Annotated in this window: 13 protein-coding genes; 5 read left to right on the top strand and 8 right to left on the bottom strand. The window is 62.5% G+C overall.

Going from position 1 to position 13,148, the window contains the following annotated elements; genetic code table 11:
• Window positions 1–195: 195 nt before the first annotated feature.
• Window positions 196–1,392 carry a Na+/H+ antiporter NhaA gene (gene nhaA, locus ACFFNA_RS05135; protein ID WP_378916133.1) on the top strand — a complete coding sequence of 399 codons (1,197 nt, stop codon included), beginning with the start codon at window positions 196–198 and terminating at the stop codon, window positions 1,390–1,392.
• A gap of 72 nt (window positions 1,393–1,464) precedes the next feature.
• On the opposite strand, the gene ACFFNA_RS05130 is transcribed toward nhaA, so the two are convergent.
• Complete coding sequence (locus tag ACFFNA_RS05130) at window positions 1,465–1,965, bottom strand: MmcB family DNA repair protein (RefSeq protein WP_378916402.1); 501 nt, start codon at window positions 1,963–1,965, stop codon at window positions 1,465–1,467.
• Window positions 1,966–2,156: 191 nt separating this feature from the next.
• On the opposite strand from ACFFNA_RS05130, the gene ACFFNA_RS05125 reads away from it, so the two are divergent.
• The 3 genes from ACFFNA_RS05125 (at window position 2,157) to ACFFNA_RS05115 (ending at window position 3,264) form a co-directional block, all read left to right on the top strand.
• Window positions 2,157–2,561 carry a cupin domain-containing protein gene (locus ACFFNA_RS05125; protein ID WP_378916130.1) on the top strand — a complete coding sequence of 135 codons (405 nt, stop codon included), beginning with the start codon at window positions 2,157–2,159 and terminating at the stop codon, window positions 2,559–2,561.
• A gap of 226 nt (window positions 2,562–2,787) precedes the next feature.
• Window positions 2,788–2,985 carry a hypothetical protein gene (locus ACFFNA_RS05120; protein WP_378916127.1) on the top strand — a complete coding sequence of 66 codons (198 nt, stop codon included), beginning with the start codon at window positions 2,788–2,790 and terminating at the stop codon, window positions 2,983–2,985.
• Window positions 2,986–3,078: 93 nt separating this feature from the next.
• Entirely contained in the window at window positions 3,079–3,264 is a 186-nt protein-coding gene (locus tag ACFFNA_RS05115) for a hypothetical protein (RefSeq protein ID WP_378916124.1), read from the top strand.
• 354 nt (window positions 3,265–3,618) lie between these two features.
• On the opposite strand, the gene cueR is transcribed toward ACFFNA_RS05115, so the two are convergent.
• A complete protein-coding gene (gene cueR, locus ACFFNA_RS05110) occupies window positions 3,619–4,041 on the bottom strand; it encodes a Cu(I)-responsive transcriptional regulator (RefSeq protein WP_378916121.1) in 423 nt (140 codons plus the stop codon).
• 227 nt (window positions 4,042–4,268) lie between these two features.
• On the opposite strand from cueR, the gene ACFFNA_RS05105 reads away from it, so the two are divergent.
• Window positions 4,269–4,886: a L,D-transpeptidase gene (locus tag ACFFNA_RS05105; protein ID WP_378916118.1), complete on the top strand. Its 618-nt coding sequence runs from the start codon at window positions 4,269–4,271 to the stop codon at window positions 4,884–4,886.
• 196 nt (window positions 4,887–5,082) lie between these two features.
• On the opposite strand, the gene ACFFNA_RS05100 is transcribed toward ACFFNA_RS05105, so the two are convergent.
• From ACFFNA_RS05100 to ACFFNA_RS05075, 6 genes are all read right to left on the bottom strand, one after another.
• A complete protein-coding gene (locus tag ACFFNA_RS05100) occupies window positions 5,083–5,652 on the bottom strand; it encodes a NifU family protein (protein WP_111545404.1) in 570 nt (189 codons plus the stop codon).
• Window positions 5,653–5,932: 280 nt separating this feature from the next.
• Window positions 5,933–6,424 (bottom strand): universal stress protein, encoded by a 492-nt coding sequence (locus tag ACFFNA_RS05095; protein WP_111544824.1) that lies wholly within the window; start codon window positions 6,422–6,424, stop codon window positions 5,933–5,935.
• 104 nt (window positions 6,425–6,528) lie between these two features.
• Window positions 6,529–7,596, bottom strand: a complete 1,068-nt coding sequence (gene trpS, locus ACFFNA_RS05090; protein ID WP_378916114.1) for a tryptophan--tRNA ligase — start codon at window positions 7,594–7,596, stop codon at window positions 6,529–6,531.
• Window positions 7,597–7,714: 118 nt separating this feature from the next.
• On the bottom strand, window positions 7,715–9,322 hold the full coding sequence (gene murJ, locus ACFFNA_RS05085; RefSeq protein WP_111544822.1) for a murein biosynthesis integral membrane protein MurJ: 1,608 nt from the start codon (window positions 9,320–9,322) through the stop codon (window positions 7,715–7,717).
• Between the two features lie 46 nt (window positions 9,323–9,368).
• Window positions 9,369–12,170 (bottom strand): [protein-PII] uridylyltransferase, encoded by a 2,802-nt coding sequence (locus ACFFNA_RS05080; protein WP_378916111.1) that lies wholly within the window; start codon window positions 12,168–12,170, stop codon window positions 9,369–9,371.
• 33 nt (window positions 12,171–12,203) lie between these two features.
• On the bottom strand, window positions 12,204–13,037 hold the full coding sequence (locus ACFFNA_RS05075) for a glycosyltransferase family 25 protein (protein ID WP_378916108.1): 834 nt from the start codon (window positions 13,035–13,037) through the stop codon (window positions 12,204–12,206).
• Window positions 13,038–13,148: the final 111 nt, after the last annotated feature.

Here is a 13,148-nt window from a genome sequence, read left to right as displayed (position 1 = left end):
TTCTGCGCTTCCGGTGCTCACGGACCCAAATGTCCGCTCCGCTCCGGTTCTCGAAACCGCCACCATATGACTCGCCAGAGCGAATTTCGAAACAGCCTCTAAAGGCGCGGAGCACAGTCTGGCACTTGTCGGGCTGCCGGAGGTTGCGCATCATTGCGAATGACGCCGGCCGGCAGGCGGCATGACGGAGGCGACATGCAGGACTTGAAGCAGCGGCCGGTTTCCGTCTTCCGCGAATTTCTCGATAGCGAGGCGGCCGGCGGCATCATCCTGATGGCGGCAGCAGCCCTGGCTCTGATTGTCGCCAACTCGTCGCTCTCCGAAACCTATTTCTCCGCTCTTCACGCCTATCTCGGTCCGCTCAGCGTCTCGCACTGGGTCAATGACGGGCTGATGGCGGTGTTCTTCCTGCTCGTCGGGCTGGAGATCAAGCGCGAGATGCTGGACGGCCAGCTCTCGACCTGGCCGAGGCGCGCGCTGCCCGGCATTGCCGCGGCCGGCGGCATGGTGGTTCCGGCGCTCGTCTATGTCGCGATCAACCGCGACAATACGGCGGCCCTGTCCGGCTGGGCGATCCCGACCGCCACCGACATCGCCTTCGCGCTCGGCGTGCTGTCGCTGCTCGGCAGTCGCGTGCCGGCCTCGCTGAAGGTTTTCCTCACCGCGCTGGCCATCATCGATGATCTCGGCGCCGTCATCATCATCGCCATCTTCTACACCAGCGGCCTGTCGCTCGCTTACCTTGGTGCTGCCTTCGCCGTCATTGCCGTGCTCGTCGTGCTCAACCGCATGCGGGTGATGACGCTGCTGCCCTATCTCGTGCTCGGCGTCATCCTGTGGGTGCTGGTGCTGAAATCGGGTGTGCATGCGACGCTTGCCGGCGTGGCGCTGGCGTTGACCATTCCGCTCGAACGCTCCGCCGGGATCAGCCACGATCTCGACCATTCGCCGCTGCACCGGCTCGAGCACGGCCTGCACAGAATAGTGCCCTTTGTCGTCATCCCGATCTTCGGCTTTGCCAATGCCGGCGTTTCGCTCGCCGGCCTGAGCGTCGGCGCGCTGATCGAGCCGTTGACGCTGGGTGTCGCCGCCGGCCTCGTCGTCGGCAAGCTGGTCGGCGTGTTCGGCTCTTCAGCGCTTGCCATCCGGCTGGGCTTTGCCGACCTGCCGGCCCATGCCGGCTGGTCGCACATGATCGGCATCTCGCTGCTGTGCGGGATCGGCTTCACCATGAGCCTGTTCATCGGCCTGCTCGCCTTCGCCAGCGACGCAGCACTCCAGGACGCGGTCAAGGTCGGCATCCTTGCCGGCTCCTTCATCGCCGCCCTCCTTGGCGCCGCCGTACTTCTGATGGCGCCGGCTGCTGGTGGGATGGAGGAGAGCGAGGAGTAGGGTTGCCCGCAGCTCTGGGCCACCTCTCCCCACTCCGTGGGGCGAGGAACCCAGGTTCTGCAAAAGCAGCCGCTACTCGCTCTCACCCTCCAGCGCAGGCACCGACACCCCGGCAAGCTCAGCCGCCAGCAGCCGGGAAGCCCCGGCCCGCGCGATCCGCAGCATCAGCGCCTTGCGCGTTGCCGCCGCCATGCGGTGCTCCGGCGCATCGCGCAGGATTTCGGCGCCGTAGCCGTCGGAGAGGATGAAGCCGCATTCTTCCGGAAAAATCTCCGAGGGCACGCCGGGATGGGTGGCGAAGAAGAAGCGGTCGGAATGCAGCCGGTAGTCGGGCCATTTGCGGTCGACCCGGAAATCTTCGATCGACGACTTGATCTCGATGATCCAGATGTCGCCCTGCCGCGTCAGCGCGACGAGGTCGGCACGGCGGCCGGTGGCCAGTGACAGTTCGGGCAGCACATGCGCGCCCATTTCCCTCAAAAGCCGCTGCACGCCACGCCGCACCAGCATGGCGCGTTCCGACTGGCGACCGTCGATGAGCGGGTTTTGCAGAATCGGCGAGATGATTGGCATGGCGGCACCATGCCAGATTTTGTTCACGGTTTGAACCTGCTTTATGGGGGCGATTATACGGTTGACAAACCCAACCTGCAAAACACTGTGGAGCGAGCGCTACAAGGCCCGCCCCTCCACAAGGCGGGCCATCTTGCTGACATGAGAGAAGAGACGTAGCCTATACTCTCTAGCGCAGAGGGGGGCGGCAGATGACAGCGTCGCGTCGAGTAACCCGGCTGACCGAGGATGCAGCTGGTGAAAGCCACTTCGATGACAGCGATGTACCGCTGGAACTCAAGATTTTTGCACCGCCAGCACCAGCAGTGCTGGTTTCTTCCGCTACTGACGCTTCGGGTTATGTCGTAATGCGTTTGCCCGCCGGATGGACTGGCGAACGACATCCTTCTCCCCGTAGCCAGATATTCTTTTGCCTGTCGGGTATGCTCAAGGTGACAGCCAGTGACGGTACAAGCCGGATGATTGAACCTGGGACAGCGTGGTTCATGTCAGATACGCGAGGGAAGGGTCATACAACCGACGTGGTTTCCCCCGGGCCAGTCGACGGGGTAATCATTTTTCTCAATGACGGCCTCGTAGGCGCTATCCAGCCGTAGGGGAATGGCTACACCCTGCGATTGTGGTAGATCCGCCCATCCAAAAAGGCGTAGCCGCCTTATGTGAAATCACGGTTGGTTCTTCAAACGGACGCCGCGCGTTCCATACATTAGGGATATTAGATACTAGAGCGCTACCCAGCTGTAGAGGAATTGCAGCGGTCCACCTCTCCACAAGGCGGGCCGTATTGCGCTATGAATGCAGTTCCTACTGGGGAGGGGAACTATGTTTTCGCAAAGTGTTGCGATTAATCTGCTCATGGCTGCTGCTGCAGGGATTGCAATTGTCGTTTGCCTGCTCGTGCATGAAAGGGTCAGCCGGAAATTTCTCTTCCGCCTATTCTTCTTGGTTCTTGTCGGGGCGTTTTGGTTGGAAATGAAGATGGCTATCGCTTTGGGATTTTACTCTATTCCACCTGCCTAGGGTCTGCTTCACCGGTCCTGTCCCAGATGCACCCAAAAGAAGTCAGGTATTGGTCCTTGAAAGCCTGAACTTGCGGAGCATATCGTCGCTTCCATGGGGATGGGTGACGCGACATCGAACAGCAACGAAGGCGAACAACTGTGGGCCTTTGACCTTGACGCTCTGCGCAAGGCTTTCGGAAAGTCTGTTCAGGAACATAAGATCACGGCAGATGATTGGGCGGAACACGCCAAGCGGTTCCTTGAAAAACAAAGAGAACGTCGGCGCGAAGCGACTTGAAACCCCGGATGACCGGTGCGGCTGGGGCTATCTTGGGGATGCGGGGCCGCACCGGTCACTGCGGGCTTTGGTTTGGACGTCCCCCGCGCTGCCTAAACTATGGGCATATTAGCAATTGCGCAACTAAGCCTATTGGCGGGTACCCAGCCGTCCGTTCAACTATTCTGACGGTTTGGGCACCGTCTTCCTTAGGCGGCTGCGACTTCACCACCTTCTTCAACACGCGGTCAAAGGGCTCTGACTGGTCGGTTTCCAGCTTGCGAGCGGCTTCCTTGAATTTCTGATACTGTTCGGCAACACCGGCGGTGTCGCAACCGTGGACAAGCCGCCTCCGCGCCCGTCGGCGCACGGTTCCTATGCGGCCGTCGAAACATCCTTGTCCCTGGGCAACACCGCCCCCGCCATATCATCCAGTATCGGGCAGTCCGGTCTTTCGTCGCCGTGGCAGGCGTGGATCAGCGTCTGCAGGGTCGAACGCATCGACTGCAATTCGCGCACCTTCTCCTCGATCGCCCTGACATGGGCGGCGGCGATCTCGCGCACGTCATGGCTGGCGCGGCTGCGATCCTTGTAGAGCGCCATCAGCTGGCGGCAATCGTCGATGGAAAAGCCGAGGTTGCGCGCACGGCGCAGAAAGGCGAGCCGGTGGATGTCGTCGCCGGAATAGTCGCGGTAGCCGTTGGCGGCGCGCGCAGGGGCGATCAGGCCGATCTCTTCATAGTAGCGGATGGTCTTGGCCGGCAGGCCTGAATGATGGGCGGCGTCACCGACATTCATGACGATTTTCCTTGATTTTTAATGGGCTTGCGGACGGGGCCATTGAATTTCCTTTACAATCCTGTGAGGCCTGTTGCCGAAATGCCATAGTGATGCGCATACCGATGCGTAAGCCCCTGCATATAGGCATCGCGTGCTTGGCAAGCAAAGCAAATGCCAGCATGAATGATGGTGAGAAAGCGGCCGACTCGTGCCGCTGAAGTTGGGGCGGGGCACCGGATCATTTGATGCGCATGAAGTCGTTTGCTATCGTCGCCGCACTGGCGCTTTCCACTGCTATCGCCGGTTGCAGCACCATCGGCTCGCAGTTGTTCTCCAACAACTATGGCGCGGTCACCGACGCCGGTTACCAGCTGCCGCGCATCCCGATCGAGAAAGTGCCGATGAAGTACCATCGGCAAGAGGTGGACTACGACACCAAGGAAAAGCCGGGCACCATCATCGTCGATACGCAGAACAAGTTTCTGTACTTCGTCGAGGGTGATGGCCTGGCGATGCGCTACGGCATCGGCGTCGGTCGCGAAGGCTTTGAATGGCACGGCACTGCCCATATCGCGCTGAAGCGCGAATGGCCGACCTGGACGCCGCCTTCGCAGATGATCAAACGCCAGCCGGAACTGGCCAAGTTTGCCGACGGCATGGAGCCGGGCCTTAAGAACCCGCTCGGCGCACGCGCCATGTATCTGTTCAACAAGGGTGGCGACATGGGCTATCGCCTGCATGGCAGCCCGGAGTGGAATTCCATCGGCAAGGCAATGTCGTCAGGCTGCATCCGCCTGATGAACCAGGATATTATCGACCTTTACGACCGCACCTCAGTGGGCGCCAAGGTCATTGTTCTTTAGACCATGATCCCGAAAACTGGTACCGGTTTTCGGAGAAATCATGATCAGATAGAGACGCCTTTCATACGCGGACCGTCTAGGCAACAACGGACGTCCCAAACAGAAAACCGGGCAATTTGGCCCGGTTTTTTGTTTTTGCGCCCGTTTTTTGCGCTTGATTGAATCTGTTTTGCCGGCAAAGCGGCCGGCCGAACGATCAGGAGACCTGTTCGACCTGCTGCACTTCCGGCACGAAGTGGCGCAGAAGATTCTGGATGCCGTGCTTCAGCGTCGCCGTCGATGACGGGCAGCCGGCGCAGGCGCCCTTCATGTGCAGGAAGACCGTGCCGTTCTCGAAGCCGCGGAAGGTGATGTCGCCGCCGTCCTGGGCGACCGCCGGGCGCACCCGCGTGTCGAGCAGTTCCTTGATGGTGATGACGAGTTCCTCGTCGGCTTTGTCGTAGAACTCACCGGTCAGGCTGGTCTCGGCGGCAGGGCCGGCCTTGGCCATGACAGGCGCGCCGGACATGAAATGCTCCATGATGGCGCCGAGGATCGCCGGCTTCAGATGCTGCCAGTCGGGGCCGTCCTTGGTCACGGTGATGAAGTCGTAGCCGAAGAAAACACCGGTAACGCCGGGAATCTCGAACAGCCGGCCAGCCAGCGGCGACGCGGTGGCGGCGCTGTCGGCATCGCGGAAATCGGCGGTGCCTTCCAGAAGCACTTCCTTGCCGGGCAGGAATTTCAGCGTCGTCGGGTTTGGCGTCGATTCGGTCTGGATGAACATGGCCGTCTCCGTGCCCGTTTCGGGCAACCAGTTTGGAATAGTTCTAAATAGGCTCTATTGGCTGGACATTCAAGCGAAACGCGTCGCCGGAACGGCTGGCTGGCGGAATGTTTTTGCGAGGTTCCTGCGATGCGCTTTGAGGTGTGTTGAGATTCAGGTCAGGCCGAGTCGAAAACGGTGGTTTCCGAGAACCGGAGCGGAGCGTACTTGAAGTACGTGAGCACCGGAAGCGCAGGAAATCGCCGTTTGCAGGCCGGCATCACCTGAATACCAGCACACCTCAGGCGAGACTGTCGATCTCCTCGTCTGACAGGTTCTGAGGCACCACGGTCACCGGGATCGGGAAGGCGGCACCCTTGCCGGCCACGGCGCCGACCAGCGGTCCGGGGCCTTCCTTGCCGGCGCCGGCGGCCAGCACCAGGATGGCGATGTCCTGGTCTTCCTCGATCAGCTTGTGGATCTCTTCCGTCGGCTTGCCTTCGCGCACCACCATTTCCGGCTCGATGCCGAGCTTCTGGCGCACCTTGTTGGCGTAACTGTCAAGCGCGGCGCGCGCCGTGGCGTTTGCCTCCTCGCGCATGATCTTCTCGACACCCAGCCAGTGCTGGAAATCGTCCGGCTCGATGACATAGAGCAGCACCAGCATGCCGCTGGTGCTCTGCGCCCGCTTCGAGGCGTAGGCGACGGCGCGCTCGCACTCCGGCGTGTCGTCGATGATCGCCAGGAACTTGCGGCGATGGCCGGCTTCGCGGCTGAGGCGTTTGGAGACCATGTCTACATACCCGGTGTCATTGCGGCCGCAATCTGCCACTGCCATCGACCGGCGGCAAGCCGCCGGCCTTGTCCAGTGTTGGTGCAGTGCACCCGACGTTGGGATCAGCCCTGCAGCAGTCCGATGATGTCGCGCACCGTCTTCATCGTCGCTTCGGCCAGCACGCCGGCGCGCTCGCCGCCATCCCTCAGCACCGCGTCGACATAGGCGCGGTCATCGGAAATGCGGCGCATCTCGCTGGCGATCGGCGCCAGCTTCTCCACCGCAAGGTCGGCCAGCGCCGGCTTGAACACCGAAAACTGCTGACCGGCGAACTCTTTCAGCACGTCGGCCTTCGACATTTCGGCGAGACCCGCATAGATGCCGACCAGGTTTTCCGCCTCGGGCCGGCTGGCCAGACCGTCCAGCTCGCTCGGCAACGCTTCCGGGTCGGTCTTGGCCTTGCGGATCTTCTTCGAGATGGCGTCGGCATCGTCGGTCAGATTGATGCGCGACAGGTCCGACGGGTCCGACTTCGACATCTTCTTCGAGCCGTCGCGCAGTGACATGATGCGCGCCGCCGGCCCGCCGATCACCGGCTCGGTCAGCGGGAAATAGCCGTTGACGGTCTCCTCGCCGACCTGCATCTCGACGCCGATGCCAAGGGCTGCGATGCGGTCCGAAAAGTCGTTGTTGAACTTCTGCGCGATGTCGCGGGTCAGCTCCAGGTGCTGCTTCTGGTCCTCGCCCACCGGGACGTGGGTGGCGCGATAGAGCAGAATGTCGGCAGCCATCAGGCTCGGATAGGCAAGCAGGCCGAGCGAGGCGTTCTCGCGGTCCTTGCCGGCCTTGTCCTTGAACTGCGTCATGCGGTTCATCCAGCCTATGCGCGCCACGCAATTGAAGATCCAGGCGAGCTCTGCATGCTGCATGACCCGCGACTGGTTGAAGACGATGTGCTTCTTCGGGTCGATGCCGGAGGCCAGGAACGCCGCGGTGATCGACCGCGTCTGGTCGGCGAGGTCTTCATAGACGAGCTGTGCCGTCAGCGAATGCAGGTCGACGACGCAATAGATGCAGTCGGAGGTTTCCTGTAGGGCGACGAATTTCTTGATGGCGCCGAGGTAGTTGCCGAGATGCAGATTGCCGGTCGGCTGGACGCCGGAAAAGACGAGTGGCTTGAAGGCGGTCATGGTTGTTCCCTTGGCTTGTGGAGGGCCGTTTCGCGCGCGGCGAAAGTCTTGCGACGGCGCGCTTATGGACGAACACGAGGATCCGATCAAGACCGGTTTTGCCGTCGAGTTACCCAGTCTACTCGTCCGGGTTGGCCTTCGGGGCCGGTGGCGCCGCTTTCCCCGTTCCACGCTTGACGTTGCGCCGGATCATGCCGAAATCGGCGCCGCCGGTGGCGAAGGCGGTGATGAAGTAGAGCAGCGCCCCGCCGGCGACGAGTGCCAGAAGCGTGGTCGCCTTGACGACCAGTGGCGCACCCCGGCCGAGCCTGACGGCGAACCAATGCTCGGCAAAATAAAGCGCCGCTCCCATCACGATCGCCGACAGCACCAGCCGCGGAATGCGTTTCATCAGCGGCACGTCGCGGCCCCAATGGCCGCGCCGGATCAACACGCCGAGCAGCATCAGCGCGTTGACCCAGCCGGCGACGGCCGAGGCGACGGCGATGCCGGGCGCGCCCATTTCCGGAAACAGCGTCAGCGCCGTGGTGACGTTCACTGCCACCGAGATGGCGGCAAAGATCATCGGCGTGCGCGTGTCCTCGCGGGCGAAATAGCCTGGGGTGAATGCCTTGATCAGCACGAAGGCCGGCAGGCCGAGGCCGAAGATCGCCAGGATCGCCGCCACCGTCGGGGTCGAGCCGTTGGCGGCAAACGCGCCGCGCTCATAGACCAGCCGCACGATCGGCTCCGACATCACCCAGAGTGCGGCGGCGGCCGGAAGGGTGAGGAACAGCGTGAACTCGACCGAGCGGTTCTGCAGGTTGGCCGCCTCGATCAGATTGCCCGACTTCAGCGCCCGCGACAGTTCAGGCAACAGCACGATCGCGACCGCGACCCCGACCACGCCGAGCGGCAACTGGTAGATGCGGTCGGCATAGGCGAGCGAGGACACCGCGCTGTTCTGCGCCGAGGCGATCGCCGTGCCGATCAACTGGTTGATCTGGGTGATGCCGCCAGTGATCGCCGCCGGCAGCGCCAGGATCAGCAGCCGCTTGACCGCGGGCGTCATTTTCGGACGGCGGAAACCGATCGAGATGCCGGCATGGCGCACCGCCACCCAGACGATTGCCAGCTGCACCAGTCCGGCGGCCAGCACGCCCCAGGACAGCCCGTAGCCGACGGTGAGTGCATCCGAGCCCTTGTACCAGGCATAGGCGAGCACGCCGATCAGGATGATGTTGAGGAACACCGGCGCCACCGCTGCCGCGAAATAGCGGCGCAGCGAATTCAGCATGCCCGCCATCATGGCGCCCAGCGACATGCAGATCAGGTAGGGGAACATGATCGTCGCCAGCGTCACCGTGGTGTCGAATTTCCCCGGCGTGCCGGCAAAACCCGGCGCCACCAGGTAGCGCACGATCAGCGGCATCGACAGTTCCATGACGATGGTTAGTGCCAGCAGCGCCGTGAACAAGACGCCGAACACCTCCTCGGAGAAGCGCTTGGCGCCGTCGGTGCCGTGCGTCTCGATCTCCTTGGCGAACAGCGGCACGAAGGCGGCGTTGAAGGCGCCCTCGGCGAACAGCCGGCGAAAGGTATTGGGAAACTGGAAGGCGGCGTTGAAGGCGTCGGCGACCGGTCCGGTGCCCAGCGCCGCCGCCATCAGCATCTCGCGGCCGAAGCCGAGTGCGCGGCTCATCAGCGTGCCGGAAGCGACCGTTGCGAATTTCTTGACGAGGCTCATGCTTTTGGGAACTGCCTGCGGAATTGGGACAAAGTGATGGTCGCTGTCACTCGGCGGCGGTCCTGGCCTTGCCGCCACGTTCGGGCACGATGCCTTCGAGTGCCGACATCAGCCGGTTGCGGATGGTGGCGATGCGGGCCGGGCTGTCGATCTTCTGGCCGGTGAGGTCGGTGACGTAGAAGGTGTCGATGACCTTTTCGCCGAAGGTGGTGATGTGGGCCGATGCGATGTCGAGCGACAGGTCGGATAGCGTTCCGGTGATCTCCGACAGCAGGCCCGGCCGATCCAGCCCCTCGACCTCGACGACCGAAAAACGGTTCGACAGTGCGTTGCGGATTTCGGCCCGTGGCGGGATTTTGAACACCTTGGCGCCGCGCCGCGGCTTGGTCCGCTTCTCGATCATCTCCGGCAGCCAGCTCTTGCCCGACAGCACGTCCTCGATCAGCCGGCCGACGCGTTCGGCGCGCCGGCGCTCGTCCTCGTCGCGGTCGAATTCCCTTGAAATCAGGATGGTGTCCAGGGCGCGGCCGTCCGACGTGGTGAAGATCTGCGCGTCGACGATGTTGCCTCCGGCTCCGGCGCAGGCCCCGGCGATGACCGAGAGCAGGCGGGGATGATCCTGCGCCAGCACGGTGATTTCGGTCACCGCCTCGAACTGGTGGGTCTTGACCATGGTGGCGAGCTTGTTGCCCGAAGCATCCGCTTCGCGGATGAATTCGGCATGGCGCAGCTGATCGGCGAGATCGACGGTCAGCAGGTAATTCTCATAGTGCAGGGCGACATAGCGCTTGCGGGCCTTGTCCGGCCAGTCGGCGAGCGCCTCGGCCAGTCGCTCGCGCGCCGCCGCCGTCCGCTGCGCGCGCGACACTTCCGAAAAGCCGCCGGTCAAAAGCAGCTCAGTCTCATAGTAGAGCGTGCGCAGCAGCTGGCCTTTCCAGCCGTTCCAGACACCGGGCCCGACGCCCCTGATGTCGCAGACGGTGAGGATCAAAAGCAGCTTCAGCCGCTCGACCGATTGCACGATCGCGGCGAAATCCTCGATGGTCTTGCGGTCGTTGAGGTCGCGGGTCTGCGCCGTCATCGACATCGCGAGGTGGTTCTCGACCAGCCAGGCGACGGTTTCGGTATCGGCCGGTGACAGCCCCATATGCGGGCAGATGCGGCGGGCGATCCTGGCCCCAGCCTCGGAATGGTCCTCCGGCCTGCCCTTGGCGATGTCGTGCAGCAGCACGGCGACATAGAGCGCCTCGCGGCTCTTCTTCAGGCCCGGCATCAGCGTGTGGGAGAGGGGATGGACCTTCTCGCCGTCGCCGCGCTCGATCTCGGCCAGCACGCCGATGCAGCGGATCAGGTGCTCGTCCACCGTGTAGTGGTGGTACATCGAGAACTGCATCATGGCGACGATCTTGCCGAAATCCGGGATCAGTTTGCCGAGCAGCCCGGCCTCGTTCATGCGCCGCAGATTGAGTTCGGCATTGCGGTCCGAGGTCAGGATGTCGAGGAACAGCCGGTTGGCCTCCTCGTCGCGCCGCAGCGACTTGTTGACCAGGCCGAGCGAGCGGGTCAACAGCTTCAGCGCATCGGGGTGGAACTCCAGACCGTGCTTGTCGGCGAACCAGAACAATCTCAAAAGATTGACCGGATCGCGCTCGAACACCTGGTCGTCGGCGATGTTGATGCGGTGGTTGTCGACAATGAAGTCCGAGGTGCCGGCAAGCTTGCGCTTGCGCCGCGAGAAGGTGAGGAAGATGCGGTTGAAGCCCGGCACGTGCTTGGCCTGCTCTTCCTCGAGCGCGGCGCAGAAGATGCGGGTCAGGTCGCCGACATCCTTGGCGACGAGGAAGTAGTGCTTCATGAAGCGCTCGACCGCCGACAGGCCGGGATGGCTGGTGTAGCCGAGCCGCTCGGCGATCTCGCGCTGGATGTCGAAATGCAGCCGTTCTTCGGCCTTGCCGGTGAGGAAATGCATGTGGCAGCGCACCGCCCACAGGAAATCCTCGGCCTTCTGGAACTCGCGATATTCACCCTCGGTGAAGACGCCCTTGTCGACCAGTTCCTCGCCGGTGCGCACGCGGTAGAAATACTTGCCGATCCAGAACAGCGTCTGCAGGTCGCGCAGGCCGCCCTTGCCGTCCTTGACGTTGGGCTCGACCAGATAGCGGCTTTCGCCGGCCTTGGCATGGCGGTCGTCGCGTTCGGCAAGCTTGGCCTGGACATATTCGGGGCCGGTCGTGCGCACCACCTCATGGTCGAAGCGCAGCATCAGCTCGTCATAGAGCTTGAGCTCGCCCCACAGGAAACGCGCCTCGAGGATCGAAGTCCGGATGGTAACGTCGGTGCGCGACAGGCGCAGGCATTCGTCTATGTTGCGGGTGGCGTGGCCGACCTTCAGCCCGAGATCCCACAGCATGTAGAGCATGTATTCGACGGTCTGCTCGCCCCACGGCGTCTGCTTGTAGGGCAGCAGGAACAGAAGGTCGATGTCGGAGCCAGGCGCCAGCGTGCCGCGGCCATAGCCGCCGACCGCGACGACCGCCATGCGCTCCGCCGAAGACGGGTTCTTGACCCGGTAGACATGCGTGACGGCGAAATCGTAAAGCGCCCGGATGATCTCGTCCATGAGGTGCGACAGCCGCGCCGCGCAGGCACGGCCGCCGCCGTCGTCCCTCAGCATGCGTTCGGCAATGGCGCGTCCGTCCGCCAATCGCCCCTTGAGAAGCTGCAGTACACCGCTGCGCGCGGCCTGTCCGGAGCCGTCCCCAGCCGTGGCCGCGGTCAGCGCCGTCATCTCGCGGCGCAAGGCTTCGCCGTCGATCAGTTCATCGAGCTTCAGGGAGATTTTCGCCATAGGTACCGGTTGGCCTCGCCTTTTCGGCGGCGTCTATAGCGCTTTTTCGCGCTTGTGGGTATGGGCAGGACGGACACGCTTTCCGTGGTAGTCGAACGGGATGGTCTTTCCTTGTCTCAACCGGAAGATGTCGAAAATCTGCCGCCATATCCGCCCAGCTTCGTTCGCGAATTTCGTCAGCGGTGCCATTCTATGCCTTTTGGACTTGCCGTTTTCGCGCTCCTCACTGAGCAGGCTCTGCAATCCCATCGATTTTTCGCTCAGGAACCGATCCTGAATGCATAGCGCCGGCAGGACCTGGTAGATCGTCTTGCTCAACGATATCGCGAATCCCGGATCGAACAGGACGTGATCGACTGGACTGTCGATATTCCCTGTCGCTTCGAGCAAGTCGCGCGCCGCCTGTCTTGAAACGATGTAGCCGGCCGCACCGAGATGGTCTCGATGGAGCCTGGCTACTGAAAAGCCATGGCCGATGGAGGCGCGCTTCATGGCGATCACGGTACTCTTGAAGGTCTCGATCTTGACGATATCGGCATCGGCGGGGATCCAGCTGGTATCGGCGAGCAATGGGCCAGCCGCCTCGGACAAGACGGTATCGTCCTCGAAGACCGCGCCATAGGCATCGTCGCCATCGGCGATCTTTGCCCAGCAGGTTTTGTGGCTGAGGAAACAGGCGATCTCGGTGTTGCTTAGACGCAACTGCGTCAGCGGATTGAGCCGCATCGGTATTTCCGCCAGGTCGGACCGGCCCTGGGCGTCGACCGCCGCAACCCGTTCGAAGCCAATTCCGATACGGGCAAACTCCGACGTCATATGCGCGAGCCGGTCCTGGGACCGGTCGAGGTTTATAACCAGGCACTTCATAGCAAATGGAATCGATGCATTTGGATTGTCAATCGGCGGGTCCATAGCACAAGACGCTGTCGCGCATCTGACTTTCTTTGATGGTGTCCCGGCGCCCGCGACGACATAGGG

The sequence above is a fragment of the Mesorhizobium kowhaii genome (genome assembly GCF_042431665.1).
Lineage (GTDB): Bacteria > Pseudomonadota > Alphaproteobacteria > Rhizobiales > Rhizobiaceae > Mesorhizobium > Mesorhizobium kowhaii.
Note: the sequence above shows the minus strand (reverse complement) of the source record. Positions and strands in the feature narration are given on the sequence as shown.

What these genes read in the sequence shown, in the direction of transcription:
- ACFFNA_RS05120 (WP_378916127.1), top strand. Translation starts at nt 2,788, where the DNA reads ATGTTTTCGCAAAGTGTTGCGATTAATCTGCTCATGGCTGCTGCTGCA.
- cueR (WP_378916121.1), bottom strand. Translation starts at nt 4,041, where the DNA reads ATGAATGTCGGTGACGCCGCCCATCATTCAGGCCTGCCGGCCAAGACC.
- nhaA (WP_378916133.1), top strand. Translation starts at nt 196, where the DNA reads ATGCAGGACTTGAAGCAGCGGCCGGTTTCCGTCTTCCGCGAATTTCTC.
- ACFFNA_RS05075 (WP_378916108.1), bottom strand. Translation starts at nt 13,037, where the DNA reads ATGAAGTGCCTGGTTATAAACCTCGACCGGTCCCAGGACCGGCTCGCG.
- ACFFNA_RS05130 (WP_378916402.1), bottom strand. Translation starts at nt 1,965, where the DNA reads ATGCCAATCATCTCGCCGATTCTGCAAAACCCGCTCATCGACGGTCGC.
- ACFFNA_RS05125 (WP_378916130.1), top strand. Translation starts at nt 2,157, where the DNA reads ATGACAGCGTCGCGTCGAGTAACCCGGCTGACCGAGGATGCAGCTGGT.
- ACFFNA_RS05080 (WP_378916111.1), bottom strand. Translation starts at nt 12,170, where the DNA reads ATGGCGAAAATCTCCCTGAAGCTCGATGAACTGATCGACGGCGAAGCC.
- ACFFNA_RS05105 (WP_378916118.1), top strand. Translation starts at nt 4,269, where the DNA reads ATGCGCATGAAGTCGTTTGCTATCGTCGCCGCACTGGCGCTTTCCACT.
- murJ (WP_111544822.1), bottom strand. Translation starts at nt 9,322, where the DNA reads ATGAGCCTCGTCAAGAAATTCGCAACGGTCGCTTCCGGCACGCTGATG.
- trpS (WP_378916114.1), bottom strand. Translation starts at nt 7,596, where the DNA reads ATGACCGCCTTCAAGCCACTCGTCTTTTCCGGCGTCCAGCCGACCGGC.
- ACFFNA_RS05100 (WP_111545404.1), bottom strand. Translation starts at nt 5,652, where the DNA reads ATGTTCATCCAGACCGAATCGACGCCAAACCCGACGACGCTGAAATTC.
- ACFFNA_RS05095 (WP_111544824.1), bottom strand. Translation starts at nt 6,424, where the DNA reads ATGGTCTCCAAACGCCTCAGCCGCGAAGCCGGCCATCGCCGCAAGTTC.
- ACFFNA_RS05115 (WP_378916124.1), top strand. Translation starts at nt 3,079, where the DNA reads ATGGGGATGGGTGACGCGACATCGAACAGCAACGAAGGCGAACAACTG.